The organism is Gordonia araii NBRC 100433 (assembly GCF_000241265.1).
GTDB lineage: Bacteria > Actinomycetota > Actinomycetes > Mycobacteriales > Mycobacteriaceae > Gordonia > Gordonia araii.
This window is the reverse complement of the sequence record NZ_BAEE01000042.1, coordinates 1-26708: the sequence shown is the minus strand read 5'-3', so window position 1 is coordinate 26708 and position 26708 is coordinate 1. Positions and strand designations below refer to the sequence as shown.

Annotated in this window: 24 protein-coding genes and 1 tRNA gene; 8 read left to right on the top strand and 17 right to left on the bottom strand. The window is 67.9% G+C overall.

The genetic code is table 11. From position 1 onward, the window contains the following. Window positions 1-18 precede the first annotated feature (18 nt). From GOARA_RS20180 to GOARA_RS06765, 4 genes are all read right to left on the bottom strand, one after another. Window positions 19-186, bottom strand: coding sequence for a hypothetical protein (locus GOARA_RS20180; RefSeq protein ID WP_007321593.1), 168 nt, complete (start codon window positions 184-186; stop codon window positions 19-21). A gap of 17 nt (window positions 187-203) precedes the next feature. Further along, entirely contained in the window at window positions 204-503 is a 300-nt protein-coding gene (locus GOARA_RS06780) for a hypothetical protein (RefSeq protein WP_007321592.1), read from the bottom strand. Between the two features lie 527 nt (window positions 504-1030). Next, complete coding sequence (locus tag GOARA_RS20550) at window positions 1031-1333, bottom strand: hypothetical protein (protein ID WP_245548376.1); 303 nt, start codon at window positions 1331-1333, stop codon at window positions 1031-1033. A gap of 200 nt (window positions 1334-1533) precedes the next feature. After that, window positions 1534-1607: transfer RNA gene (locus GOARA_RS06765), tRNA-Gly, on the bottom strand. Between the two features lie 158 nt (window positions 1608-1765). On the opposite strand from GOARA_RS06765, the gene GOARA_RS06760 reads away from it, so the two are divergent. From GOARA_RS06760 to GOARA_RS06745, 4 genes are read left to right on the top strand one after another with little or no spacing between them, the layout of a single operon-like run. Continuing rightward, entirely contained in the window at window positions 1766-2767 is a 1002-nt protein-coding gene (locus GOARA_RS06760; protein WP_007321589.1) for a malate dehydrogenase, read from the top strand. 38 nt (window positions 2768-2805) lie between these two features. Next, window positions 2806-3375, top strand: coding sequence for a dCTP deaminase (gene dcd, locus GOARA_RS06755; protein WP_007321588.1), 570 nt, complete (start codon window positions 2806-2808; stop codon window positions 3373-3375). Between the two features lie 57 nt (window positions 3376-3432). Beyond that, the gene (locus GOARA_RS06750) at window positions 3433-4821 is read left to right on the top strand and encodes a UDP-glucose dehydrogenase family protein (protein ID WP_040522075.1); all 1389 of its coding nucleotides are present in this window, start codon (window positions 3433-3435) and stop codon (window positions 4819-4821) included. Between the two features lie 17 nt (window positions 4822-4838). Further along, entirely contained in the window at window positions 4839-5708 is an 870-nt protein-coding gene (locus GOARA_RS06745; protein WP_007321586.1) for a hypothetical protein, read from the top strand. Between the two features lie 28 nt (window positions 5709-5736). Here GOARA_RS06745 and GOARA_RS06740 read toward each other — a convergent pair whose 3' ends face one another. The 6 genes from GOARA_RS06740 to GOARA_RS20830 form a co-directional block, all read right to left on the bottom strand. Beyond that, the gene (locus GOARA_RS06740) at window positions 5737-6513 is read right to left on the bottom strand and encodes a MerR family transcriptional regulator (protein WP_007321585.1); all 777 of its coding nucleotides are present in this window, start codon (window positions 6511-6513) and stop codon (window positions 5737-5739) included. Window positions 6514-6547: 34 nt separating this feature from the next. After that, the gene (locus GOARA_RS06735; RefSeq protein ID WP_007321584.1) at window positions 6548-7675 is read right to left on the bottom strand and encodes a PDR/VanB family oxidoreductase; all 1128 of its coding nucleotides are present in this window, start codon (window positions 7673-7675) and stop codon (window positions 6548-6550) included. Then, window positions 7672-8571 (bottom strand): metal-dependent hydrolase, encoded by a 900-nt coding sequence (locus tag GOARA_RS06730; RefSeq protein WP_007321583.1) that lies wholly within the window; start codon window positions 8569-8571, stop codon window positions 7672-7674. Before GOARA_RS06730 ends, GOARA_RS06735 begins: the two co-directional genes overlap by 4 nt. 8 nt (window positions 8572-8579) lie before the next feature. Continuing rightward, window positions 8580-10355 (bottom strand): SDR family oxidoreductase, encoded by a 1776-nt coding sequence (locus GOARA_RS06725; protein ID WP_007321582.1) that lies wholly within the window; start codon window positions 10353-10355, stop codon window positions 8580-8582. A 104-nt stretch (window positions 10356-10459) separates the two neighbouring features. Next, window positions 10460-11713, bottom strand: a complete 1254-nt coding sequence (locus GOARA_RS06720; RefSeq protein WP_007321581.1) for a pyridoxal phosphate-dependent aminotransferase — start codon at window positions 11711-11713, stop codon at window positions 10460-10462. 55 nt (window positions 11714-11768) lie between these two features. After that, entirely contained in the window at window positions 11769-12344 is a 576-nt protein-coding gene (locus GOARA_RS20830; RefSeq protein WP_007321580.1) for a PhoD-like phosphatase N-terminal domain-containing protein, read from the bottom strand. 106 nt (window positions 12345-12450) lie between these two features. On the opposite strand from GOARA_RS20830, the gene GOARA_RS06710 reads away from it, so the two are divergent. Then, window positions 12451-13518: a metallophosphoesterase gene (locus GOARA_RS06710; protein WP_007321579.1), complete on the top strand. Its 1068-nt coding sequence runs from the start codon at window positions 12451-12453 to the stop codon at window positions 13516-13518. 66 nt (window positions 13519-13584) lie between these two features. On the opposite strand, the gene GOARA_RS06705 is transcribed toward GOARA_RS06710, so the two are convergent. Then, complete coding sequence (locus tag GOARA_RS06705; RefSeq protein ID WP_040522083.1) at window positions 13585-16746, bottom strand: (Fe-S)-binding protein; 3162 nt, start codon at window positions 16744-16746, stop codon at window positions 13585-13587. Window positions 16747-16841: 95 nt separating this feature from the next. Continuing rightward, a complete protein-coding gene (locus tag GOARA_RS06700) occupies window positions 16842-18281 on the bottom strand; it encodes a WS/DGAT/MGAT family O-acyltransferase (protein WP_007321577.1) in 1440 nt (479 codons plus the stop codon). A gap of 67 nt (window positions 18282-18348) precedes the next feature. Between GOARA_RS06700 and GOARA_RS06695 the strand changes: the two genes are divergently transcribed. Then, window positions 18349-18984: a SanA/YdcF family protein gene (locus tag GOARA_RS06695; protein ID WP_306302176.1), complete on the top strand. Its 636-nt coding sequence runs from the start codon at window positions 18349-18351 to the stop codon at window positions 18982-18984. 3 nt (window positions 18985-18987) lie between these two features. On the opposite strand, the gene GOARA_RS06690 is transcribed toward GOARA_RS06695, so the two are convergent. The 5 genes from GOARA_RS06690 to GOARA_RS06670 all read right to left on the bottom strand — a co-directional run bounded on the left by GOARA_RS06690 (window position 18988) and on the right by GOARA_RS06670 (window position 24677). Beyond that, window positions 18988-20319 (bottom strand): acyltransferase, encoded by a 1332-nt coding sequence (locus GOARA_RS06690; protein WP_007321575.1) that lies wholly within the window; start codon window positions 20317-20319, stop codon window positions 18988-18990. Between the two features lie 150 nt (window positions 20320-20469). Further along, complete coding sequence (locus tag GOARA_RS06685) at window positions 20470-22686, bottom strand: acyltransferase family protein (RefSeq protein ID WP_007321574.1); 2217 nt, start codon at window positions 22684-22686, stop codon at window positions 20470-20472. 59 nt (window positions 22687-22745) lie between these two features. Next, window positions 22746-23171, bottom strand: a complete 426-nt coding sequence (locus GOARA_RS06680) for a pyridoxamine 5'-phosphate oxidase family protein (RefSeq protein WP_007321573.1) — start codon at window positions 23169-23171, stop codon at window positions 22746-22748. A 77-nt stretch (window positions 23172-23248) separates the two neighbouring features. Next, on the bottom strand, window positions 23249-23833 hold the full coding sequence (locus GOARA_RS06675; protein ID WP_245548377.1) for a sterol desaturase family protein: 585 nt from the start codon (window positions 23831-23833) through the stop codon (window positions 23249-23251). Between the two features lie 103 nt (window positions 23834-23936). Then, the gene (locus GOARA_RS06670) at window positions 23937-24677 is read right to left on the bottom strand and encodes a FadR/GntR family transcriptional regulator (RefSeq protein ID WP_007321571.1); all 741 of its coding nucleotides are present in this window, start codon (window positions 24675-24677) and stop codon (window positions 23937-23939) included. Between the two features lie 570 nt (window positions 24678-25247). On the opposite strand from GOARA_RS06670, the gene GOARA_RS18895 reads away from it, so the two are divergent. Both GOARA_RS18895 and GOARA_RS06660 read left to right on the top strand, forming a co-directional pair. Beyond that, complete coding sequence (locus GOARA_RS18895) at window positions 25248-26129, top strand: hypothetical protein (RefSeq protein WP_138947581.1); 882 nt, start codon at window positions 25248-25250, stop codon at window positions 26127-26129. 74 nt (window positions 26130-26203) lie between these two features. Continuing rightward, window positions 26204-26708 (top strand): hypothetical protein (locus GOARA_RS06660; RefSeq protein WP_138947580.1); only part of this gene is annotated, 505 nt, incomplete at its 3' end.

The window sequence follows — 26708 nt, the reverse complement described above, 5'->3', positions numbered from 1 at the left end:
CTGTCGAATCCAGGAGGGCTAGAGACCGGCCCGGAGCGCGACCGCCGCCGCGGTCGCCAGCTGGGCGTGGACGTTCGCCTTGTCTACGATCTCCGCGCGGGCCGATTCCGGGGTGTTTGGGGACTCGGCCTGGTCGAGCAGTCGTTCGGCTTCGCCGAAGTGGTGTGTGAAGTCCTTCTTGTTCATGGGTCGGACACTAGTCGTCAAATGGTCGTCGTGCCCGGTCCACGACGGGGTGCGGCGGTAACCCGCAGGGCCGCGATCGCGATGACGACGGACGCGGCGAACGCCAAGGCAAAGATGAGCAGCGAGTGGATTATCACGGCTGCTGTCAGGAGTGCGCACACACTGGCGAAGGCGGCGAAGGCGACGGGCGACACTCCGATGAAGTAGGCGCTCAGCGCGCCGATGATGAGGCCGAGCGCCAGCCCGCGCAGGGATGCGCCGTTGATGTCGCCGACGAGCAGGCCGATACCGGCACCGAGCGCGAGGCACGCCACCATCCGATCAGTCAGCGGCGAGTCGAGTCCCCGTTCTGCTCTCGCTGTCTGGGGGTGCGGTCGTGGGGACTCCATCAGCGGCCGCCGAGTGGGGATCGCGGACCTATCCGCAGACTTGCCTGACATGTGTTGTGTTGAGGAGTTGCCACAGTGCGATCATGGCACATGAAAGGCTCTGACCTGCGGATCGTGGAGGACTCCGCTCGTTCGAGAAGCGATGAACTCAGAGAACTACGGCTGGCCAGCGTTGCGTCTGGACGTTTAGGCTTGTTTCCGAGTTACCGCGTTCAAGTCCATCTGCCCGGTTCTCTTGATCGCCTCGATATTCTCCGGGATCCGAAAGTCCGGCGAGGTATAGATGTCGTAGGTCAACACCGAGCGACCGACTCGCTTGTAGTTGAGCTGCACTTGGCAGATCAGGCCAGCGGGGCCCACTCCCGCCGACACCGAGTACTTGCCGTCGGGGTCCGGCTCCGCCTCGAGGTTGGCGATCCATCCCTCTATCCGGTGTTCGGGGAACCCCCACCGCGCTATCCCGTCGCGAAGAAGGGCCAACGCTGCGGGCCCGAGTTCGCCGCCTGCCAGAACGTCACCATCCCCACCGACCGGGTCGGCGCCTCGACCGTCGCCATCACCGTCCGAGACATCACCGACTCGCGCCGCGACGGACCGTCCATCACCAACAGGATCTCCGGACCTGACGCCTCCCCGATCACCGCACTCAGCCCGCGAGCCTCCAAACCCACCGAAGCCAACGGAATCACCCCGGACCGAATATCCAGCTTCACTATGCGATCGGCCTCGATCTGCGTCACCGAGGCTCGATCCAACATCGAGTAGGGCATCGTCTCGGTACGCGCTTCGAGCTCAGATGTCTTTACGTCTTCACTGGGACGCGAACACCCCGATATCGCCACCGCAAGTATCGCTACAAGTACCGAACAACTAGTACGCATGTGAGCCATCGCTAGAACTTAGGAAATCTGAACTCGAACGGCCCGAATCCAAAGACCTGGGGTCGAATGGAAGCCGGTGGAGCCGATGACGGGAATCGAACCCGCACTCTCAGCTTGGGAAGCTGATGTTCTACCACTAAACTACATCGGCCTTGGCGGGGTTGTGACCTCGCGAGACATAGCCTAGCAAACGTCGGATGGCGCACAATTTCGTCGTCGAGACGGCCGCTCGTGGACGATATGACCACGTCGCGCGCCCTGGGCGATGATTGTGGCCGAGGCCGCGCCGGGACTGGCAGAGTTGGACTCATGGAGCCGACGACGCTGACCAAGCCCGCCACCCTCACCTTGTCCGGGGCCGCCGGACAGATCGGCTACTCGCTGTTGTTCCGAGTCGCCGCCGGGGAGATGTTCGGCCCGAACACCCCGGTCCGGTTGCGAATGCTGGAGGCGCCGCAGGCCGTCCGCGCCGCCGCCGGGGTCGCGATGGAACTCCAGGACGCGGCCTCGCCGCTGGTCGCGGGCATCGAGGTCACCGCCGATCCGCGAGTCGCCTTCGAAGGGGCCAACCACGCGATCCTCGTCGGCGCCCGTCCGCGCACGGCGGGGATGGAGCGCTCGGACCTGCTGGAGGGCAACGGCGCGATCTTCGGTCCGCAGGGCGAGGCGCTCAACGACGTCGCGGCCGACGACATCCGCGTCCTCGTCATCGGCAACCCGGCCAACACCAACGCTATGATCGCCGCCGCGCACGCTCCCGACGTCCCTCGCGACCGGTTCACCGCGCTCACCCGGCTCGACCACAACCGCGCCGTCGCCCAACTGGCCGCGCGCACGAGCGTCAACGTCCGCGAGATCAAGCGCGTCACCATCTGGGGCAATCATTCGCGCACGCAGTACCCCGACATCCGGCACGCGACCGTCGCCGGCCGCCCCGCCCTGGAGATGGTCGGCACCGAATGGGCGGAAGGAGTCTTCATCGAGACGGTCGCCCAGCGAGGGGGTGCGATCATCGAGGCGCGCGGCGGATCGTCGGTCGCCTCGACCGCGACGGCGATCATCGACCACGTGCGCGACCGTCGCTTCGGCCTGTCCGACCCGGAGGACTGGACGTCGACCGCCCTCATCTCCGACGGCTCCTACGGCGTACCCGAAGGCCTCGTCTGCTCCTACCCGGTGCGGCCGGTCGACGGCCGGTGGGAGATCGTGCAGGGCCTGGCGATCGACGAATTCTCGCGAACCAAGATCGACGCGTCCGTGGCCGAGCTGGAAGAAGAACGCGCCGCGGTCCAGGCACTGGGACTGATCTGAAACACCGCGGCGGCCGCCATCCGATAGCCTGGTGAACTGTGCTTCTCTCCGACCGCGACATCCGCGCCCAGCTCGACTCCGGCCGCCTGCAGATCGAGCCGTTCGAACCCGGTCTGGTGCAACCGTCGAGCGTCGACGTGCGCCTCGACGGACTGTTCCGCGTCTTCAACAACACGCGCTACACCCACATCGACCCGGCGCAACAGCAGGACGACCTCACGACGCTGGTCGAGCGCAAGGCCGGCGAACCGTTCGTGCTGCACCCGGGCGAGTTCGTTCTGGGCTCCACGCTCGAGGTGTGCAGCCTGCCCGACGACCTCGCCGGGCGGCTGGAGGGCAAATCGTCGCTGGGCCGCCTCGGATTGCTGACCCACTCGACCGCGGGGTTCATCGACCCCGGCTTCTCCGGCCACATCACCCTGGAGCTGTCCAACGTGGCGAATCTGCCGATCACCCTGTGGCCGGGCATGAAGATCGGGCAGCTGTGCCTCATCAAGCTGTCCAGCCCGGCGGAGCACCCGTACGGCAGTGCGGCCGTCGGATCGAAGTACCAGGGACAACGCGGCCCGACGCCGTCGAAGGCGTACCTGAACTTCATCAAGTCGTAGCCCGCCGGTGGGGCGGTCGCCACCGCCCGGCCGCTCGGCCTCGGTAGCCATGGGGTCATGAAGATGACTGTGATCGGCTGTGGATACCTCGGTGCGACACACGCGGCCTGCATGGCCGAACTCGGGCACGAGGTGCTCGGCGTCGACGTCGATGCGGCCAAAATCGAGGCGCTGGCCAGCGGCACCGTCCCGTTCTTCGAGCCCAACCTCGACGACGTCGTGCGGCGCAACCTGGCCGCCGGCCGGCTTCGGTTCACCACCGACTTCGCCGAAGTCGCCCGCTTTGGCCGCGTCCACTTCATCGGCGTCGGCACCCCGCAGCAGCAGACCTCCGACGCTGCCGATCTCACCGCGCTGCGCACGGCGGTCCGCGAACTCGTCGGTCATTTGCGCGGGCAGCACCTCATCGTCGGCAAGTCGACCGTGCCGGTCGGAACCTGCGCGGAACTCGCCGACGAGATCACCGCGCTCGCCCGCAACGCCTCGATCGACCTCGCGTGGAACCCGGAGTTCCTGCGCGAGGGATTCGCCGTCGACGACACCCTGCGCCCGGACCGCATCGTCGTCGGCACCGACCCGCGGCACCCGGATTCCGATGCGGCCCAGACTCTCGCGACGATCTACCGGACCATCCTCGACGACGGGACGCCCTACCTCACCATGGACTGGGCCACCGCCGAGCTGGTGAAGGTGTCGGCAAACGCCTTCCTGGCCACCAAGATCTCGTTCATCAATGCGATCAGCGAGATCTGCGAAGTCGCCGGCGGCGACGTCACCGCGTTGGCCGACGCCATCGGGCACGACGCGCGGATCGGCCGTCGATTCCTCAACGCCGGACTCGGGTTCGGCGGCGGTTGCCTGCCCAAGGACATCCGGGCTTTCGCCGCGCGGGCCGACGAACTCGGCGTCGGCTCCGCGCTGAGCTTTCTGCGGGAGGTCGACGAGGTGAACATGCGGCGCCGGGCGGCGCTCGTCGGCCTGGTCGAGCGGGCGTGCGACGGGTCGGTCCTCGGCCGCAACATCGCGGTGCTCGGTGCCGCCTTCAAACCCGAGAGCGACGATGTGCGCGACTCCCCGGCGTTGGCGGTCGCCGCGCAGCTGTCGTTGCGGGGGGCGCGCGTATCCGTGTTCGACCCCAAGGCGATGGACAACGCGTCCCGGGTGTTCCCGGCGCTGCGGTACGCCGAGTCGGCGCCCGCCGCCGCCCGCGACGCCGAGGTCGTGATCGTCGCGACCGAGTGGGCGGAGTTCGTCCACATGGCTCCGGCGGAACTGTCGGAGGTCGTCGCGCGGCCCCTCATCGTGGATGCGCGCCGGTGCCTGGACGGCGACGCGTGGACCGAAGCCGGGTGGGATTATCGGGCACTCGGCTCGCTCACCGGTGGCGCCGGCCTGGCTCCCGCCGAGGTGGCTGAAACCGCGCACCAACGCGAATCACTGGTCTGACATGCTATTTTATCTCGGTGCAGACCTTGTCCGGACCCGCTGTGCGGCCCTCGGCTGCCCGCGATCCGGAGCTCGATAGGGCGCTCGCCGCGGTCCTCGTCGCCGACGGCAGGGCGAAGCTGCCCGAGTCGCCCGAGTGGGAGGCCGAGCTGCTGACGGTCATGGCGACGGCGCGGCGCCGGCTGGAGACGTCGGCATCGGTGTTCCTGATGGGCGACGCCTACGTCGCGCTCATCCTCGTCACGCGCGACGATCTCGCCGCCGTCACCTCGCGGCTGGCGCCGGCCCCCGACAACGTCGCGTCGCGGCACCGCAAGGGCCGCGGCGAGCGCCCGGTCGCGACTCCCGCTGTCGGGCTCGCCTCCTCGTGGGAGACCCCGGTCCCGGGCCCCGACGACTGGGTTCAGGAACGATCCGCCGAGTTTTCGGTGCTCGACGACGTACGGGCGTCCCCACTCGCCTATGAACCCGCGGAATCGCCCTGGGTCGAGGACGAGTCCGGCTTGGAGTCCGACGGTGACATCGAGCCCGTCGGCGGATCCCGGCGCGAGTTGAGCCGGCCGGCCCGGTTGGCGTTGACGATCGGGGCGGCCGCGACCGGCATCCTCCTGGGTATCGGCGCGATCGTCTTCCTGGCGGCCAAGAGCGACGACGGGGAGCGCCGCGATGCCGGGGACGCCCCTGCGCCCGCGCCGCCGTCGACCACGGTGGCACCGGACCCCGTCCTGCTGCGCGAGGTCGGCCGACCGGCCGCCACCTACACACCGCCGACGACGGCAGCGGAGAACAACGCTCCGCAGCGCAGTCGCCGTTCCAGTCCGCCACCGCCGCGCGGACGCTGGTTGCCCAACCCGATTCCCGGGCTGCCGCCGATTCGGTTGCCGTAGGCCGACGATCCGGCCGGATCGGCCCGTGTCAGGCCGGGTGTGGCTTCTTGCCCGCGTCACGCACGTTCTCGGCGTCGCCGAGGTACTCGGCCAACTGCTCAGAGGTCGTGCGATCCAGCTCGCGGTTGAGCATGTTGTGGGCGGAGACCATTCCCGCCTTCCGGAGTTCGCGGAGCAACTCGGTCGCCCAGGCGTTCTCGTCGTCGGTCTCCGGTATCCAGCCGTCGTGATACTGATCGGCGATGACCCGCCGACCGGAGGAGATCAGACTCCCGGCGACGCCGACCATCTTCTCGGCGACCCGGCCGTGCACGTCCAGGATTCCGTCGAGGGGGACCCCGAGCTTCACCAGACGGCTGTAGGCCTCGACCGTCTCGGTGTCCAGCACCCGGTAGCGCTTCGGTTTGGCGGAGCCCTCGACCTCGGCGATCAGCCCGTACTCGGCGAGCCGGGCGAGGTGGCGCGGATTGGCCGTGTTCAGCAGCGTCTTGAGATCGGCGGCCGACATCGTCGTCGTGTGCGCCGACGACCACGGCTTGGTCACGACGTCTTCGAGCCCGAGAACGTCGGCCAGCCCGTCGCCGCGCTGGATGCCGGTGAAGAAGTCGGCGATGTGGCGCGTGGTGAAACCGCGGCGCAGCAGGTTGTTGATGACCCGTAGCCGCTCGAGGTGCACATCGCTGTAGATGGCGATGCGTCCGCGCCGGACCGGCCTAGGCAGCAGTCCGCGGTCCTGGTAGCCGCGGACGTTGCGCGTGGTGGTGCCGGCCTCGCGCGCCAAGTCGTCGATGCGGTATTCGGTCATCCGCTGATTCTCTCATCCGCGTCTCGGACGGCGGTCAGAGATCGAGCGTTAGGTGAGTTCCGGCACACCGGGACACGCAGGTCAGGATGCTGCCGTCGGTCCGCTCGTCGTCGGAGAGCAAGGTGTCGCGGTGCTCCGGCTCGCCGTCGACCACGCGCAGCCGGCAGGTGCCGCAGAAGCCCTGTTGGCAGGAGTAGGGGACGCCGGGATGTACACGGCGGAGGGCGGCCAGGAGGCTTTCCTCGGCGGCGACCGTGGTCGACGTGCCGCTGCGGGCCAGATTCACGGTGAACTCGGATCCGCCGACGACGGGAGGAGGGGAGAAGCGTTCGTAGTGCAACTCCAGGTCGCGGCGACCGTCGAGGTGTGCGCGCAGGAGATCGATCATCGGAACGGGACCGCAGCAGTAGAGGGCGATCGGGCGTTCGCCGTCGAGCCGGCCGACGAGGTCGTCGGCGTCGGGGAGGCCGTGTTCGTCGTCGGTGCGCACGGTGATCTTGTCGCCGTAGCGCTCCAGTTCGTGGAGGAAGGGGATCGATTCGCGGCTGCGGCCGGTGTAGATCATCGACCAGTCGTAGCCGAGGCGTTCGGCGTGCGACAGCATCGGCAGGATGGGAGTGATCCCGATGCCGCCCGCGACGAACCGCAGGTGCTTGGCCGCCGGGTCGGTGCCGTCGGCGACGCCGGGCAGTACGAGGGGAAACGCGTTGCGGGGACCCCTGATCGACAGCGCGTCACCGATCTCCAGCTCGTCATGGACCTCGACCGATCCGCCGCCGCCGTCGGGGATCCGACGGACCGCGATGCGGTAGATCGATTGGTCGGCGGGATCGCCGCACAGCGAGTACTGGCGAATCCGCCCGGACGGCAGGAGCAGGTCGACATGGGACCCCGCGTACCAGCGGGGCAGCGGGCCGCCGTCGGCCGACGCGAAGGTCACCGCGACGACGTTCTCGTCGAAGGCGACGCGTTCGCGGGCGACGATGCGCACGGTGAGGATGCCGTCCTCGGCGTGAGTGTCGGGCAGGCGCGACAACGCTCCCCACACCGGCCACCACGCCTTCGCGACGCCCGTGGCGACCCACAACAGCGGATCGCGCCGGAACCGCCCCCGCAGGCTCGGCGGGGTCACGCGCAGGTCAGGCGACCCGAAGGTGGTCATCCCGCCCTCCGCGCCGCGGGCGACGACGCCAGATAGGCGACGGCCTGTGCCGTGCTCCCGACCTCGTCGGGGTGGAAGCCGGGCCGGAAGTACTTCACGGTCGACCAGGTCAGCCCGACCAGCGACGGCAGGAGGTTCGCGCGGACTCCGCGCTGATACTCGCGGCGACGGGCGACGAAGCCGAGGTCCTTGGTGGCCGGATCCTGACGCGTGATCTCTTTCGCGCCGCGGAACACCAGCCAGATCATCGCCGGCAGCACGAGGATCATCGTGCGGGCCCGCCGCAGGTAGCTGTCGCCGAAGTAGTTGGCGACGTCGTAGGCGACCGCGCGGTGCTCGACCTCCTCGGCACCGTGCCAGCAGAACAAATCCACCATCTCCGGGTCACCGCCCGACGACGCCCACGACGAGTTGAGGGCGAAGTCGCCGAGTTCGGCGGTGTAGTGCTCGATGGCGGCGATCAGCCACAGCCGTTCGACGAGATGTTTGCGCCGCGCCTGCGCCGAACCGGATTCTTTGGGTGCGAGCAGCTTGCGGAACACCCACTCCATCTGGCGCTGGTAGGGGCGCGGGTCGATGCCGTGGGAATCGAGGAAGTTCCACAGCACCTTGTCGTGCGACTCGGCGTGGACTGCCTCCTGCCCGACGAAACCGCGCATCGCGGCGGCGAGCGGCTCGTCGGCGACCAGCGGCAGCGCCTCGTTGAAGGTTCGCACGAACCAGCGCTCGCCCTCGGGAAGCAGCAGATTGAGCGCCGTCACGGTGTGCGAGGCGTAGGGATGGCCGGGGAGCCAGTGCGGCGGTGTTGCCGACCACTCGAACTCGACGTTGCGGGCCCGCAGTTCCACCGGGCCGGGATCGACGGCGGCGGTCGGGACGGTCTTCTCACTTCGCATGGTTCCTCCTACCGAAAGACGTTTCCACGCGCGCCGAGGCGCGACAGTGCTGGGAAGAAGCGGTACACCCGGTAGCCGATCGCGGCCTCCGGGGTGACGGGGACGACGGCCTTGTTGGCGTGGATGGCCTTGACGATCTGCTTGGCGACGCGGTCCGGGGTGTAGCCGCGGCGCTGGTAGAACTTGACGAGCCGATCCCGCTGCGCGGCTTCGGTCTGCCTATCGTCGAACCCGGCCAGCGGCGTGTTGGCGACGATGTTGGTGTCGACGATGCCCGGGCAGATCGCGGTGACTCCGATGCGCGCATCGGCCAGTTCCGCGCGCAGCGACTCGCTGAACAGCAGCACGCCGGCCTTGGTCGCCGCGTAGATGCCCAGTCCGCGCTGCGGGGTGAAGGCGGCCGCCGACGCGATGTTGACGATCTGCCCGCCGGTGCCGCGCTCGACCATCTGCCGCCCGAAGAGCCGGCAACCGGTCATGACGCCCCGGAGGTTCACGTCCACCACCTTGTCCAGCTGGTCGTCGGAAGCGTCGAGCGCACTGCCGCCGACGGCGATTCCGGCGTTGTTCACGACGATGTCGGGGACGCCGTGGGTCTTGCGGACCGTCTCGGCGAACTCGGCGAACGCGGCCGTATCGGCGACGTTGAGCGCGTAGGGGTGTCCGGTGGCGCCCCGTTCCTTCAGCACGGCCGCGGTCTGCGCGGCACCGTCGAGGTCGATGTCGGCGAGGACGATCTCGGCGCCCTGCGCCGCCAGCGCATACGCGGTCTCGCGGCCGATGCCGCTGCCGCCACCGGTGATCACCGCGAGCTTTCCGGCCAGGGGTGCGTCCGGACCCGACGCGCGGACCCGGGCGCGATCCATCGTCTGCGGTACCCCGTCGCCCGCCCGCCCCTCGACCGACGCGATGAACTCGCGCGCCGAGTCGGCGAGGTAGCCGGGGTTGGTGTAGGGCAGCCAGTGGCCGGTCTGGCTGGTCCGCCGCCACAGATTCGGCGCGTGGGCTCCGGTGTCGGAGAAGATCTCCGGCCGCAGCGCGATGTCGCGCTCGTTGACGATCTCCATCACCGGCACCGCGGTGTCGCGGGCGTCGGGGTTGGCGAGCTTGCCGCGGATATTGGCCCGGTAGTAGCGCAGTCCGCTGATCGCGTCGGAGGTGAACGAGTCAGACAGCACGATCCGGGACTTGTCGGTGCCCTCGACGGTCGAGAGGAACCACCGCCACACCGCGGGCCGTCCGACGGCGCTGAACACCGCCTTCGGCACGACCGGCAGGTGGAAGAAGCCGATGTAGGCCGACGACGCGATCTGGGAGATCCCGCTCCGCAGGTTGGCCGGCGTCGGGCGGCTCAGCACCTTGCGGGCCCACTCGGCGAGGTAGTCGAGGTTGGGGCCGGAGATCGACGTGTACGACGCGATTTTTTCGTCGGCGCCGGCGGTGGTGACCGCCTCCCACGCCTGTAGCGAACCCCAGTCGTGGGCCACCAGATGCGCCTTGCGGTCGCCGGCGACGGCATCGACGACGGCGAACAGGTCTTGTGCCAGTCGATCGAGGCGATACGGCGCATCACCCTTGGGGGCCGAGCTCTCGCCGTAGCCGCGCGTGTCGTAGGCGACGACGAGGTGATCGTCGGCGAGATCCTGCGCGACGTGGGTCCACAGGTGATGGGTGTCGGGCCAGCCGTGGACGAGGATCACCGGCGGATTGGCCGGATCGCCGAGTTCGAAGGCCGCGAGCTCGATGTCGCCGTTGCGGACGACTCGCTTGCGCCACTGCACCATGATTCACTTCCCGTCGTCGTCGGACGGCGCGTCGCCGTTGACATCGAAAAGCGTACCATCGCTCGTTGTAATGATTGGGGTGTGAGCGATACCCCCGCTGCGTGCTACTGGCGGTAGGAGGCGAGGAAGTTCCCGATCCGGTCGATCGCCTCGGCCAGGTCCTGCGCCCAGGGCAGGGTCACGATCCGGAAATGATGGTGGTCGTCGAGGTTGAAGCCGCTGCCCTGCACGACGAGGATCTTCTCCTGCAGGAGCAGATCCTGGACGAACTGCTCGTCGTCATGGATCTCGTGCACGTTCGGATCCAACCCGGGGAAGGCGTACAGCGCGCCCCGCGGCTTGACGCACGACACCCCGGGGATCTCGTTGAGCTTCTCCCACGTGACATTGCGCTGTTCGTAGAGGCGCCCGCCCGGCTGGCACAGCGCGTCGATCGACTGATACCCGCCCAGGGCCACCTGGATGGCGTGCTGACCGGGGACGTTGGAGCACAACCGGGTCGAGGCGAGGACGTGCAATCCCTCGATGAAGCCCTGCGCGTGGTCCTTCGGGCCGGTGATGACGACCCAGCCGCTGCGATAGCCGCAGACCCGGTAGGCCTTCGACAGCCCGTTGAACGTCAGGCACAGCAGATCGGGCGCGACCGAGGCGATCGACGTGTGCTCAGCGTCGTCGTAGAGGATCTTGTCGTAGATCTCGTCGGCCAGCAGCAGCAGCGAATGCTTACGGGCCACCTCGGCGATCTGCTCGAGTACCTCGCGCGAGTAGACGGCCCCGGTGGGGTTGTTCGGGTTGATCACCAGCAGCGCCTTGGTGCGGTCGGTGATCTTCGACTCGAGGTCGGCGACATCGGGCTGCCAGCCGTTCGACTCGTCGCAGCGGTAGTAGACCGGCTTGCCTCCGGACAGCGTGGTCATCGCCGTCCACAGCGGATAATCCGGCGCGGGGATCAAGACCTCGTCGCCGTCGTTGAGCAGCGCCTGCATGGTCATGGTGATGAGCTCGGAGACGCCGTTGCCCAGCAGCACGTCGTCGACGTCGAAGTAGGGGAATTCCTCGATCAGCTCGTAGCGGGTGACGACCGCGCGCCGGGCCGACAGCACGCCGGCCGACTCGGAGTACCCCTGCGAGTAGGGCAGCGCGTGGATCATGTCGCGCATGATGACGTCGGGGGCCTCGAAGCCGAACAGCGCCGGATTGCCGATGTTGAGCTTCAGGATCCGGTGGCCCTCGGCTTCCAGCCGCGCCGCGTGCGCGTGCACCGGACCGCGGATCTCGTAGCACACGTTCTGCAGCTTGTAGGACTGCTCGAGCGGCTTGAGGTTCTGGTTCAGGTGCGAAACGTGGGGTCTACTCACCAGACAATTGTGACAGTCGTGCGCAAACGCTTTACGCCACCCCGCGTCCCCGGCCTCACCATCGCACGATTCCCTGCCGCCGGGGTCGATGCAGCTTGTCGGCCGAGTTCGGTCCGGTGCGGTCCTCGTTGAGGCAGACCGAGCGCAGCACGTTGTGGTAGACGACGAGGCCGTAGTAGTTCGGCGCGGTCAGCAGCCCGGTCGTGCGCGGGACCAGCTTCGGGTCGAAGGTGGCGCCGAAGGCGTCGTCGAGGAACGCGGTGGTCCGTGGGGCCAGACCGCGTGCGTCGACCTTCACGGTGTGATCGCGCGCGGCATCGGTCGACGTGGCGCCGGCGGCCGCGATCGAGCGGAACTCCGGATCGGTGGCCACCTCCCACCGGACTTCGGACGCGGCGCCCCGCCCCGACCCGGGGGTCGCGTCGCGAGTCGGCGTCACCCTGGTCCAGAGGATCACGCCATCGGGCAGCGGGTCGCCCGAGGCGACGGCGTGCGCGAACACTCCGGTGCGACGCCGTACGGGGGCCGCCGCGCCGGTAGCCGCGGGCAGGGCGGCGACGGTGGCGGTCGCACCGGCGGCGCCGAGAAAACCGCGCCGGGACAACGAGGGGTTGGGGGCTGAAGGAGACATCGCGATCACGCTCGCACGGCGGGGTTACCGGTCGGTAGCCGACGGCTGAACGCCGGTGGTGTCGGTCGGCCACCTACCCGTCACCAGGTTGTGAGAGCATTCCGTCGTGATCGACAACAGCCCAGAATCGAGCACGCCGAGCGTCAATCGACGCACCTTCGTCACCGGTGCGGCCGCGGCCGCCGGCGGTATTGCCGTCGCGGGTCCGGCGGTGTCCGCCGCGCCGGCGGTCGGCGCGGCGCGCTACCCGCTGCCGCGCGGCACAACGTCGCTGCGCGTCCTGGTCACCGGCGATGCCGGTACCGGAAAGCCGCCGCAGTACGCGGTCGCCGCCGCGGCGCGCGCGTTGCACGCGGACCGTCCCTTCGATATCGCGGTCGGCCTCGGCGACAACATCTACGAGTCGGGTCCGAGCGGGCCGGACGACGCGCAGTTCCGGGCGAAGTTCGAACGCCCGAATGCCGGGCTGGACTTCCCCTGGCTGATGGCGCTCGGCAACCACGACACCACGGCGATCTACCCCGGCGATGGCGGATGGCTGCTGCGCGGCGACGTCGAAGTGCAGTACCACCGCCGTTCCCGACGCTGGTACATGCCGTCGAGGTACTACTCGGTCGACCTGGGCGTCGCGCAGTTCGTCGTTCTCGATCTGAATCCCCTTGCGGCGTATATACCGCCGGTGCTGTCGCCTGAGTGGGAGCCGGGCGGCACTTACATGTCCCGGCAAGCCGCGTGGCTCGCACGGTCGTTGCGCGAATCGAAGGCGCCGTGGAAGTTCGTCTGCACCCACCATCCGTACGCGAACAACGGCCCGCACGGTCCGGCGGGCGCCTACGACTCGTTGCCCGCCCCGCTGAACGGCGTGCACCTCAAGGACTTCGTCGAGCGACATGTGGCCGGTCGCGCGCAGTTCCTGCTCTCGGGCCACGATCACAGTCAGCAGGTTCTCGACCGTGTCGCCGGGCTAAGGGGCACCCGGCAGATTGTCTCGGGAGCGGCGGCCAAGAGCGTGAGCAAGAGTTCGTCGAAGCAGTTCCGCGCCCGCTACGAGAACTATCGGAGTCGCGGGTTCATGACGCTCGACATCGAGCCGGGGTCCGTGCTTCTCAACGCGTACGAGATCGGTGCGGACCGCGGTTCGCGGCTCGCCTTCTCCACGACCTACAAGCGCTGAGCCGCTAAACACCGACGAGCGTCGAGCAGCTGCTCGACGCTCGCCGGATCGCGGTACTTAGGCCCGTCAGTGCTGGCCGGGGCGCTTCTTCCCCGCGGCCATGCCGAAGCCCTTGGCCTTGGCCTGCGTGGCCTCGGTCGTGGCACCGGTGCCGTTCGACGACGGTGCGGTTGGCGGCGCGGGGGTCTCCTCCGCGGGCGAGTCCTCGGCGATCACTGCGGCTTCGGGTTCGGCCGGTGCGGGGACCGGCTCCTCCGCCGGGGCGGGCGCTGGGTCCTCCGCGGGAGCCGCGGCCGGCTTGGCCGCGCCGCTGCCGCCGGGGCGTTTCTTGCCCGCGGCCATGCCGAAGCCCTTGGCCTTGGCCTGGGTGGCCTCGGTGGTGGCAGCACCCGTTGATGGCGTGGCGTCGCCGGCCTGAGCTGCGTCGTCTGCCGGTGCGGCCGCTTCGCCGGCGGCTGGGGCCGGTGCGGACTCGGCGGCCGGTGTGGCAGCCTTCGCCGCCTGGCCGGGCTTCTTGATCCCGCCCTTCATGCCGAAGCCCTTGGCTGCGGGCTTCTTCTCGGCGGGCGCCGCCGTCTCGGCCGGTGCCGATTCGGTCGCCGCGGTTTCGGCAGCGGCGGGGGCAGCCGCGGCGGGCTTGGCCGCCTGGCCGGGCTTCTTGATGCCGCCCTTCATGCCGAAGCCCTTGGCTGCCGGCTTGGATTCGGCCGCCGGAGCGGACTCGGCTGCCGGTGCCGCGTCGGCGGCGGGCGCTGCGGATCCGCCGCCGCCCGGCTTCTTCATGCCGCCCTTCATGCCGAAGCCCTTGGCCGCGGGCTTGGCGTCGGCCGCCGGCGCGGACGCGGGTGCCGCCGAAGCGGCGGGTGCCGCTGCCTTGGCCGGTGCGGGAGCCGGTGCCGGCTCCTCGACGAGGGCGACCGGCGGCGCGGGCTGCTCCACATCGCCGGGACCGCGGACCTTGCCTTCGCGGACGACGTCGAGTTCGATGCCGCGCTTGACGCCTTCGAGCAGGAGCTGCGCGACGTCGACGACCTCGATCTGGTCTTCCTTCTCGGTGCCCGACGTCTGCGCGGTCACGCCGTCGGTCAGCATGACGCGGCAGAACGGGCAGCCGGTGGCGATCTTCTGTTTCTCGCCGGTGAGGTCGGGGCCGTCCTGCAACGTGTCCAGCGCCTCGTCGACGCGGTCGATGTTGATGCGCTTGCCGATCTGCTCCTCCATCCACATGCGCGCACCACCGGCGCCGCAGCACATGGAGCGCTCGCCGTGGCGAGGCATCTCGGTGAGGGTGGAGCCGGAGGCTTCGACCAGCTCGCGAGGAGCGTCGTAGACCTGGTTGTGCCGGCCGAGGAAGCAGGGGTCGTGGTAGGTGACGGATTCGCCGCCGACCGGGGCGACCGGGATGAGCCGCTTCTCGCGGACGAGGCGGTTCAGCAGCTGGGTGTGGTGGACGACCTCGAAGCGCCCGCGCTCGCCGTCGACCTGCGGGTACTCGTTGCCGAGTGCGTTGAAGCAGTGCGCGCACGTGACGACGATCTTCTTGCGCTGCGTCGGCGCCGTCGCGAACAGCTCGTCGAACTGCTCGATGTTCTGCTGCGCCAGCATCTGGAACAGGAACTCGTTGCCGGCGCGGCGGGCCGAGTCGCCGGTACAGGTCTCGCCCTGGCCGAGGACGAGGAAGTTGACGGCGGCGACGTCGAGCAGTTCGGCGACGGCCTTCGTGGTCTTCTTGGCGCGGTCCTCGTAGGCGCCTGCGCAACCGACCCAGAACAGGTACTCGAATCCGGCGAAACTGTCGACGTCCTTGCCGTAGACCGGGATGTCGATGTCCATCTCGTCGATCCACGCCGTACGCGCCGACGGGCTCTGGCCCCACGGGTTGCCCTTGTTCTCCAGGTTCTTGAACAGGCCGGCCAGTTCGGTCGGGAAGTCGGACTCGATCAGGACCTGGTAGCGGCGCATGTCGACGATGTGGTCGACGTGCTCGATGTCGACCGGGCACTGCTCGACGCAGGCGCCGCAGTTGGTGCAGCTCCACAGCGTTTCGGTGTCGATGACGGCGCCGGCGCCGACCCCTTCGGCCTCGCCGACCAGCGGACGTTCCGCTTCGGCCCGGGCCGCTGCCGGAATCGCGTCCAGTTTCGACGTCAGCTCGTTGCCGTCGGCGTCGACGAGACCGACCTCGTCGCCGCCCATGTCTTTGCGGCCTCCGGCCAGCAGGTACGGCGCCTTGTCGTAGCCGTGGTCGCGCAGCGACATGATGAGCAGCTTGGGGCTCAGCGGCTTACCCGTGTTCCACGCCGGGCACTGGCTCTGACAGCGGCCGCACTCGGTACACGTGGTGAAGTCGAGCCACGCCTTCCAGCTGAAGTCCTCGATCTTGCCCGCGCCGAAGGCGTCGGTGTCCGGGTCGGCCGTCTCCATCGTGAGTGCGCGGCCGCCCGACATCATGGGCTTGAGCGCACCGAGGGCGACCCCGCCGTCGGCCTCACGCTTGAAGAAGATGTTGGGGAAGGCCGAGAACCGGTGCCAGGCCACGCCCCAGTTGACGTTGTTGCCGACGAGGAACAGGAACAGGCTGCCCGAGAGCAGTTTGATCAGCGCGAAGATGGAGACCATCAACGGGCTCTCCGGCAGCAGCTTGGCCACCTGCATGGTGAAGAAGTCCGAGCCGGCGTTGGCGTGGTGGTAGGTGGCGATCTTGCCGGCCTTGACGAAGATCATGCCCAGGCCCTCGACGAGGACGATGCTCTCGATCGTGTAGGCGGGCAGGAAGCGGGAGCCGGAGAAACGCGAGAGCCGCGCGGGGACGCGCGGGTGGTTGAGCTGACGGATGACGATCAGGGTGACGATGCCGACGACCGTGCCGATGCCGAGGATCTCGTCCCACAGGTGCCAGGCGAAGGTGTCACCGATGATCGGCCAGTGGAATTCCGGGTTGATCGACTGCCCGTAGGCCTCGAAGAAGAGCGGGAAGCCGCCGAGGAAGCCGATCATCACCAGCCAGTGCGCCCAGCCGACGGTGCGGAACTTCACCATGCGCGTGTGCCCGATGAACTCCACGAGCATCGTCCACAGACGCGGGAAGAACGGGAGGAAGCGGCCTGGGGCGGGCTGCCCCTGCGCCACCGTGCGCGCGATGCGGGCGACGCCGCGACCGAAATTGGCCCAGCATACGAGGCTGATCGCGGCCCCGATGAGTCCCAAAGTGATCGTCGTTGTACTCAACGAAGTCACCTCGCCTTTCGTCAACACGAGCGGGTACTACATACCGTCGTGAATACGGTAGATGTTCGACCCGGTGTCGCGCCTCCCAGGCTTACCTAACTTCGCTGGTCGGTGACCTGCGCAACAGCTTCGAGTTCGGCCAATCCGTCCTCGAGGTAGTCCAGCATCCGCTGCAGACTGGGCAGCTGGGCGCGCGCACCGATCAGCCCGAAACCGATCTGGTCGGCGGCCGAGGTCAGCGTGATGTTGAGCGCGTTGCCCGACGTCGCGATCGACACCGGGTAGACGCCGTCGAGCCGGGCGCCGTTCCAGTACATCTGCTCCCTGGGGCCGGGAACGTTCGAGATGATCAAGTTGAACTGCGGTGGGGTGTAACTCACCCATCCGGGGACGGTGGCCAGGGCCAGCGGTGCGATCGTCGCCGCTCCCAGGGCGAGCGCCTGGAGCGGCCGCATGCCCCGGATGATGTTCTTGCTCGCCCGCATCGATGCGACAAGCGTCTCCAGACGCCGCGCGGGGTCGGGCTCGTTGGTGGCGAGATTCGCCATGACCGCGCTGACGGCGTTGCCGTCATCGTCGTGGCCTACGTGCATCGACACCGGCACCATGGCGATCAACGGATCGTCGGGCAGCGACTCGTGCTCGATCATGTACGCGCGCAGCGCACTGCTGCACATCGCCAGCACCACGTCGTTGATGGTCACGCCGAGTTGTTCGGCAACGGCGCGCATCCGGCTGATCGACCACTGGTCGGCGGCGAAGCGGCGCGCACTGCCGATCGGCACGTCGAACATCGATCGGGGCGCGAAGGTGCCCGGTGCGACGAAATCGTCGTCGCTGACCGCCTTCCAGGCCACCTGCCCGACCGCGGGCACGATGCCGGCTACCTGACCGGCGACGTCGGCCGCCGCGCCCAGGCCTTTGCGCAGCCCGTCGAGCAGCCCGCCGCCGGATTCGTCGGCCGGCGCGGGCGGGAGGGAGTCGATCTCGGCGGTCGACGGCGACTTCTTCCGTCGCAACCGGACATCCCACGGGGCGGCCCCGCTGCGGTCGTCCGGGTCGGCGGTCAGCGTCCGCTCCAGCAGCCGCAGGGCGGTGACGCCGTCGACCAGCGAGTGGTGGATCTTGGTGTAGACCGCCAGCCGGCCGTCGGCGAGGCCCTCGATGATGTGCGCCTCCCACATCGGCCGGGCGCGGTCGAGGAGCGTCGAGTGGTTCAGCGATACGTAGCGGAACAGTTCGAGAATCCGGCCGGGCTTGGGCAGGGCGATGCGGCGGACGTGATAGTCGAGGTCGAGTTCGTCGTCGGTGCTCCAGGCGAGTGACCCGACCACGCTGAACGGCTGTGCCGGTCGGCGCCGGAAGATCTCGCTGATCTCGATTTTCTCGGTGAACGCGGCCTGTACCTCGTCGGCGAGTTCCTCGGCGGTCTGCCCTTCGCGCGGGATGAACAGCTGCAGCCCGCCGACGTGCATCGGCTGTTCTCGCGTCTCGGCGATGAGGAACATGGACGAGGTGACGGGCATGTACGGCATGGACGGTTCCCCTCCGGCGACGACAGTGCGAACAGCCTATCCACCCGCCGCGCTCTACGGTGTCGGGGTGAGCAAATGGTTACGCAGCCGACAACCGAGCCGCCGACGGTGGGGCCTGATGGCCCGTCTGGCGATGATCGGTTTGATCGTCGTCGAAGGGATCATCGCGTCGGCGGCTACCTGGATCTACTTCGCCGCGCGGACCCGGATGGTGGCTCCCGACGAGGTGCCCGCCGGGTCGACCGTCCTCGTGCTGGGCGCGAAGGTGATCGACGGCGAGCCGGGTGAGTATGTGCGGGCCCGGCTCGATACCGCCATCGCGATGTACCGGTCCGGGCGCGTCACGACGATCCTCAACTCCGGCAACGGTTCGTCGCGGTACGGCAGCGAGACCGCCGCGATGCGGTCCTACCTGGAGCGGGCCGGCATCCCGTCGTCGGCGATCCTCGATGATCCGGCGGGCTACGACACCGAGCGCAGCTGTGCGCGGGCCCGTTCGGAGTTCGGCCTGTCGTCGGTGGTGCTGGTCACCCAAGACTTCCACCTCGACCGGGCCATCGCGCTCTGCCGCCTCGACGGGCCGGATCCGATCGGCGTCGCCGCGCCGTGTCCGGATTGCGCGTGGTGGTCGATCGCCCGCAATCATCTGCGCGAAACGCTGTTGGCCAGGCCGCGGGCGCTGCTCTCGACCGTGCTGCCGTGAGAGTTACGCGGCGGCGGCGGCGCGTTTGCGGAACGCGGGCAGCGGCAGGCGCTCGCGGCCGGTGAGGTACAGCGAGCCGGGGAGTCTGCGCAGAATCTCGACGAGCAGCAGCGAACCGGCCAAAGTCGCTGCGTACACGGTCAGCGTGCCCAGCGGCTGCGGCAGTTGCGTCATGAGCCACGAGTGCTCGCCGTGCCAATTCATGCCGACGATGTAGAACAGCACCAGCACGTGGACGAGGAAGACGCCGAACGAGCGGTTGGAGGCGTAGGCGACGAAACGGTTGAACCACGGCGGCGTACTGCCGCGCCACCGCTGGTTCCAGATCAAGGCCACCGCGTACAGGCAGGCGATCGCGACGATGAGGAACGGCAGCAATGTCGGCTCGAACGGGCCCGAATGGGCGTTCGCGGGTGCGTCGGGGTCGGCGGCGAGGCGTTTGAAGAACTCCCACAGGGCGTATCCCCCGGTAGCGGCCAGGGCGGTGAAGAGGCCGAGGCCGACGTAGCGCCGGTGTTCGCCGGTGAGCGCGCGGGTGATGGCATCCCGGTGGATGGCGGCGATCGCGCCGTAGACGAGGAAGAACTGGTACGGGACGAACACCGCGTAGTGGTGCCACCACGGATCCGACGTCGGCAGCCAGTGGGTGATCGCCACGGTGATCAGGATCTGAAGCACGAGCGAAGCGCCCAGCACGGCGGCGTGGTAGCCCTTGGTCGCCTGCAGCAGCCACATGACGAGCGGGAACAGCAGGTACACCTGGAGCATCACGAACAGGAAGTACATGTGGAAGCCGCCGCCGCCCAGGCCCCAGACGAGGTTGTTGCCGAACTCGGCGAGGTCGCCGGAGACTGTCGACGGGAAGTCCCGGAACGACGAGGAACCGGTCAGCCCGCCCCACACGTAGCCGCCGAGGTCCTTGGCGTCACGGGACAGGCGCCCCTGCGGAAGCATGATCTTCAGGGCGAAGTAGATCGCCGAGAAGATCAGGTACGGGTAGAGGACCAGCTTGATGCGGCGTCGCCAGAACGACCAGGTGGAGAAGTCCTCGCGGCCGAAGTACTGGTAGGCAAGGACGAAGCCGGTGAGCGCGAAGAACATGTTGCGCGTGAAGTGCAGCAGCAGCCCCGTGCTGGTCACGCCGACGCTGTTCACCTCGTCGGTGGTCTGGGTCAGCACATGGACGAAGATCACCAGGGCGAATGTGGTCGCGCGGATCAGGTCGAGATGATGCAGATAGCTGCGTTTCGCCTTGACCGGCGTCGCCGAGTCTGTGGCGGCACCGGTGCCAGCGTCGTCGCGCGAGAGATCTCGCGTGGCCGCTGTGCTGGTCATCGCTAAAAAGCCCCTTGACGTTTGATGTCGACCGCCGTCGTCGGCGTCGCACGGATGCGCCCCGGACAGGTGGCGCTCGGCTGGTCAATGTTCTGGAGTCTAAACGCCAAACCTGGGAGTGGCCTGATTTTTACTTAGGCAGTCGAAGTATCAGGGGAGGAGCTTCCACTCGGGCATGGCCTTGGCGAGGTCTTTCTCCAGGGCAGGGGCCAGACTGCGCGCGAACGTCGCGGTGAAGTGATGTGTGTCACGGTAGACCAGGATGTTGCCGACGATGGCCGGGCAGTACCCGTCTCGGCAGACCGCGGACGTGTAGTCGAGGAAGGCGACGTTCGGGAACTGCTCGACGATGGCCTTCGACGGGTCGGTCCGGGACAGGGCGATCGACTCCTTGACGCCGCAGATGTGCGCCTTGCGCCCCGTGGCCAGGCACTCGGGCGGGTTCCAGTCGTTCTCCAAATGGGTCCACGGGGTGTCGCGCATGGCGATCACCTTCTGCCCCCACGTCTTGAAGTCGCCGAACACTTCGACGTAGTCGTGGGGAACGTAGTCGCCCGGGCGCTTGTCCTCGACCTCGGTGGGCCGCGTGCTATTGGTGAAGATAACGTCGGGCTTGTCCTGCTCCAGCCGCTTCATGACTTTGGCCGCCCACCGGTTGCAGTCGGGGCGTTCGCGGCCGTACCACTTGAACGTGTGCGTCTTGACCAGCGCGCAGCCGACCTTGACGTAGGTCGTCACCTTGAAGTGGTGCTTCTTGCCGAGAACGTCGAAGGCGGGCAGCCACATGTCGGCATGGGATCCGCCGGCGATAGCGAGGGTCCTCGTCGCCGTCTTGTCGCCGTAGACGCCAACCTTCACGGTCTCGTCGTTCCAGCCGGTGATCATCTGGTTCGGCGGGTTGTTCCACGTCGGTCCGCGGTCCATGTAGGCGGCTTCCACGGGGGGCTCCGGCGGCATGAACGGCGCCGGGACGTCCCACTTGAAGGCGAGACCGCCCGGGTAGAGCCGGGGATCGAGGTTCATGGTGTCGACGCGCAGGTTCGCGCGCTGGTACATCCACACCGCCGACGTGGTGCCGGCGGCGACGGAGGCGACCACCAGCCCGATGACCAGGGTGCGGCGGTACGCACGGGAGAAATCGATCCCGCGTCCGGCGCGCAGCGGGGTCTCCACGAACCGGGTGACGAGCCAGGCGAGCAGCACCGAGACCGCCAGGATCGCGGTGCCCTCCAAGAAGTTGGCGTGGTCCTTGTAGCGCCAGGAGAGGTAGAAGATCAGCAGCGGCCAGTGGATCAGGTACAGCGCGTAGGCGATGTTGCCGAGCCACATCATGAACGGCTGCGCCATCAGACCGCTGACGTCTCGCGGGTTGTCGACGTCGGGCCCGGGCGCGTTGTCAGGGCGGGTGGCCGCCGAACCCGTCCAGATGATCAGCAGCGTCGCCCCGACGGGCACCAGCGCCAGGGCCGCGGGGTACTGCTCGACGCCGGCGATCCACCAACCGCACGTGACGATGAGGAGCAGGCCGGCGATGGTCAGCGCGTTGCGGACGGCCGGTCGCAGCAGGACTCGGGGCATCCAGATTGCGAGCAAACCGCCGGCGAGCGGCTCCCACAGGCGGGCGATCGTGTCGTAGTAGTTGACCGGCTGGTTGATGCCGTGGCGGTAGTTCGCCCAGGCGAAGGACACCAGCGTGATCGCGAGCAGGCTCAGCCCGATGATCCAGCGGATCCTCGTCGGGTCGCCGAGCAAGGGCCATCGTCGTGCGCCGAACTTGAGGAAGCCGCCGAGCGCCAGTGCGCCGAACAGCATGGCGACGAAGAACTGGCCCTGCATCGACATCGACCAGAGGTGCTGCATGGGGCTCGCCGCCGAGGTCGCGGCGCCGTAGTCCTGGGAGGTGAGGGCCAGCAGATAGTTCTGGTAGTACAGGGCCGACGCGATCACCTCTTGCCCGAGGGGACCGAAGCGCGATCGCGGCATGATCAGCACGATCAGGACGACGATCCCGGCCAGCACCAGGTACAGCGCGGGCAGCAGCCGGCGCAGCAGGCGCGACAGGCGGGGCCACGGATTGACCGCGTCGCGCCAGGAGACCGAATTGGGGTTGGTGACGATGACGTGCTTGAGCAGCGAGGCGACGAAGAAGTAGCCGGACAGGGTGAGGAAGACGTCCACGCCGCCGGACACGCGGCCGAACCAGACGTGGAAGATGGCGACCAGCGCGATCGCCAGACCGCGCAGTCCGTCCAGGTCGTGACGGTAGGCGGTGGGCTTCGCGCTCGGCTTGGCATCGCTGGGCCGCTGGGAATCGGTGGAACGTCGGGATTCGTCGCCGGCAGCCGTGCTCGTCGGGCTCGCAATCACAACGTGCCAGGGTAGCGCCTATGGCTGAGAGAGCCTAAGCAGCACGCTGGTGCGATGGGTTACAGCGAGCCGAGGTCGGACGCGACCCACTGCTTGGGGGTCAGGAAGACCTTCGTCTGCGCGCCGTGGTCGCCGGTGGCGAACTCGACGTAGGGCCCGACCTGCTCGGGCGGAAGGTAGCGGGCGGCGAGTTCCTCGATGTCGGCCTTTGTCCCCTCGACGGTCCGCGACACCGGGCCGGACACCGAGACGTAGCGGATGGTCGGGGTGAGCCGCTCGACCAGGATCGTCGCGCGCCCGGCTTGCCTCAGCAACCGCATCTTGCGGGACTCGGTCCCGGTGAGGAACCAGATGTCGCCGCCGGGCGTGTACTGGTACCACATCGGTACAGCGAGGGGAGCGCGGTCGGGACCGGCTTCGATGGACAGTCCGGCGATGTGCGGTTCGGCCAGGAAGGCCTGCCGTTCGTCGTTTTCCAGAGCCATGCGACCCATCGTACGCGCGCCGACCGTGCCCACATTTCCGCCGACCGTGCCCGGGTCTACGACGACCGTGCCCGGGTCTACGACGACGAGGCGCCGTGCAGGTTCTTCGCGGTCTTCGACGTCGGGACGCTCGCCGGATCCGGATACGTGCCCAGCACCCGGTCTGCCGTGCCCGAACTGGTGACCGTGTACCAGAAGTGTTCGTTCTTGAAATGGTGATAACGGTGGTTTTTGTACACCGCGCGATACGGACGGTGGCGGGGTTTGTAATCGGTGTGGATCAGAAAGTGTGTCCACTCGTAGAACATCAAGAAGGCAGTCACCGTCAAGAGGAAAGTCATGCCCAGCGGTAAGCGGCTGAAGGCGAACACTCCGATCAATGTCAGCGCAGGGAGGAGCCCGACGAGTACCGGCCACGGGATGAAGATCAACGGAATATCGCGCGGGTCGCGATGATGGCGGCGGTGGTCGCGGGCCAGGATCCAATCGATCTTCACGCCGCGGATTGTTCGCGGCCGCCAATGCAGGATGCCGACGTGGATCAGCCACTCGACGAGTGGCGAGACCGCGAGCAGTATCGCGACCACTAGGGCGTCGGTCCACTGCCAGTCGCCGAGGGCGATTCGGGCGATGAGTGATCCGACCAAGGGCACCGCGATCATCCACGGCGACGGATGCCGCCAGAACTCGACGAAAGCCGAGCGCAGTGTCGTGACGCGAGCTTGGCGGCGCGGCGCTCGTTGTTCGACGCGGGGCTGGGCGTGATCAGTGGCCATCGTGGCCTCCTTGGGTCTCATCCACGGAGTCGAAGACGCGGAGTAGTTCGGTGGTGCTGGGCGTGAGCAAGTCGTCGGCGGCGCGTCGGGCGGCGTCCGGGTCGTGCGCGGCAACGGCATCGACGAGATCGCGATAGGCGTCGACCTTTCCGACCTCGCCGGCCATGGCCATCGATAGCGCGGGCAGCGCGGGCTCGTATGCCGATCGAAGACTGTTGAACATCAATCGGTAGACGACCGACTGGGCGCCGTCGACGATCTGATCCCAGAACTGCAGCGCGAGGACCTGCAGTTGTAGTGGGTCGGTCACGGTAGCGATCTCGTCGACGCTGGTCCGCAGTGGTTGCACGTCGGCATCCGCTATTCGCTCGGCGGCTAGACCGGCGACGATCGGCGCGATCTGCGCCCGCGCCTCGATGACCGAGCGGGCGACCGACAAGTCGAGCTGACCGCCGGCGACGAGAAGGAGCGGAAGCAGGTCGAGGCCGCCTTCCCGCCGGATGTCGCGGACCGTGGTGGCGTCGCCCTGGCGGATGTGAACGAGGCCGGAACCGTCCAGCCGCTTGAGTGCCTCGCGCACGGCCGGCCGAGAGACGCCGAGTGCGGCCGCGAGGTCGCGCTCGCTAGGTAGCGAGCCGCCGACCGGGAGGTCGCCGCTGACAACGCGCGCGGCGATCTGGTCGTAGACATCCTCGGACACCGAACGGCGTACGACGGGCTGAAATGTCATGCACCGAGGATGCCGACTAGTGGTCAGCCTGTCAAGTGGTCAGACCAGTCCGGTCACGGCGTCACGTCTGCGGGAATCGCTTCCCGTGCTGCGCCGCCACGAGAGAATGCCCCGCGTTCTGCCGATGGTCCATGGGTCTTTAGGCCTTTCGAGAGGCCCTAATTGCTCGTGTTAAGAAGGCATAAATATTCGCTCGAATGGTCTCAATAGTGACCTGGATCTCCAACTTAGAAATATGTGTCGGAAATAGACTATTTGCCAAATTATGATTCCTTCTGCCATATAGGCGGCCTACCTGGTAATGCAGCCTGGATAGTCCGATATGGGATAAAGGTCCCGTTGACAGTGCTCGCCGTCCCGGGTTTACGTCGGCCCCTGGGATATCAATCGATATTTCCTGTGAATCTCTTTGGAGATAGGGAGAAGAATGATGTTGTATACGAATGGGTAGCACCCCCGGCTGTAGGAATGCGCCGAATCGGTGCGCGAGTCGGAGGTCTGGCAGCAGTCGGTTTGGCCGCGGCCCTGGTCTTTCCGGCCGCATCAGCGGAAGCGGCGCCCAATGCCCCGATGGCGACGATCAGCCAAGCGCCGCCGGCTCTGTCTGCTCAGCAGCTTGCGACCGCACAGGTCGGGTTCGTTCCGCTTGTCGCGCCGATCGCGGTCGCGCAGCGGACCTCCAAGAAGAACTACCCGACCAGCATGGATCGGGTTAACGATGTGGCAAATGCGGAAGCACAACGCAGTGCGGCGATCGGAGCGGCCGCGGGTGCGGCCGTCGGGGCCGGAGTTGCGGGTGCACTCGGTTGGTTGCCTGGCGCAGTTGTCGGAGGCTTCGTCACGGGACTTGGAACCGGGGTTGTCGGTGGGATCACAGGCGCGGTCATCGGCACCGCGGTAGGCGCGGCGATCGGCTGCGTTGTGGGACTGCCGTACATTCTCGTCGGCTGCATCGTCGGGGCGCCGATCGGAGCTGCCCTCGGCGGCGTCATCGGCGGGTCCGCAGGTGCATTCATCGGCGGTGTCCTGGGAGGTGTCGGCGGCGGCGTGATCAGCGGCATTCCGACCGCGCTGCTTGCCGCGCCGATCGGTGCGCTCATCGGCGGTGCGATCGGCGCCCCGCTCGGCCTGTGGTTCGGTCAGACGTGGGGGCGCGGAGAAGGGATGGACCGCGTCGGCGGGGCCAAGGTGGACAAGGCCAAGGCCAAGGCTGCCAACGCGACCAACCCGGTCAATGTGGTCGGAACCGTCATCGACGGCATCGGGAAGGTGTTCCCGGCGTCCGGTGGCGCCAAGACCCCCGCGGCTGTGACGAAGGCCGATGTGGCATCGGCGCCTGCCGGTCTTCCCAGCGCCGTCGAGGTCATCGACGCCGTCGGCAAGGCGGCAAGCGTTTTTCCGCGCGACGCCGAGCGCACGCTTCAGACGTTGCTGAAGCCGGCTAAGCGCTAGGCGCACAGGACCCGGGCCCCTCTCGAACCACTCAGTCCCCGATGAGGTGTTCTGAGAGGGGCCCGATCTGCGCGGTGACAACACTCGCCCAGAACAAGGATCGGTTGCTACAAGTGCCAACGGAAATCTCGAACCTTTGCTCGACGCCGAAGCGCCGTGTCCGGCAGCGCCGCCTCCTTCTCACCGCAGTGACGGCGGTGTCGTTCGCCGTCCTGCCCGGTTGTGCGGACGCCGAGACCCCGTCGACCGTGTCGTCGAGTTCCAGCGCCCGGGCGGTGCCCCGCGGGTTCGCGCTTGTCGAGGCGGCCGGCGTGTTGGTGAAGATCCCGCATCGCTGGACCCCCCTCCTGGTGGAGTCGGCCCTCCGATCGCCCGAGGACGTGCCGCCCGAGGTCAAGAACCTCGCCGCCGGGCGGAGTCTCACGGTTGAGCAGTACCTGACCCAGCTACGCGGCGTCGACCTGATGGCCTATGGACCGGAGCGCGCCGGTATCACGCCGAACTTCAACGTCGTCAGCAACCAAACGGTTCAGACGCTTCCGTCGACCGCCGATATCCGTCGGCAATTGGGCCTTCTAG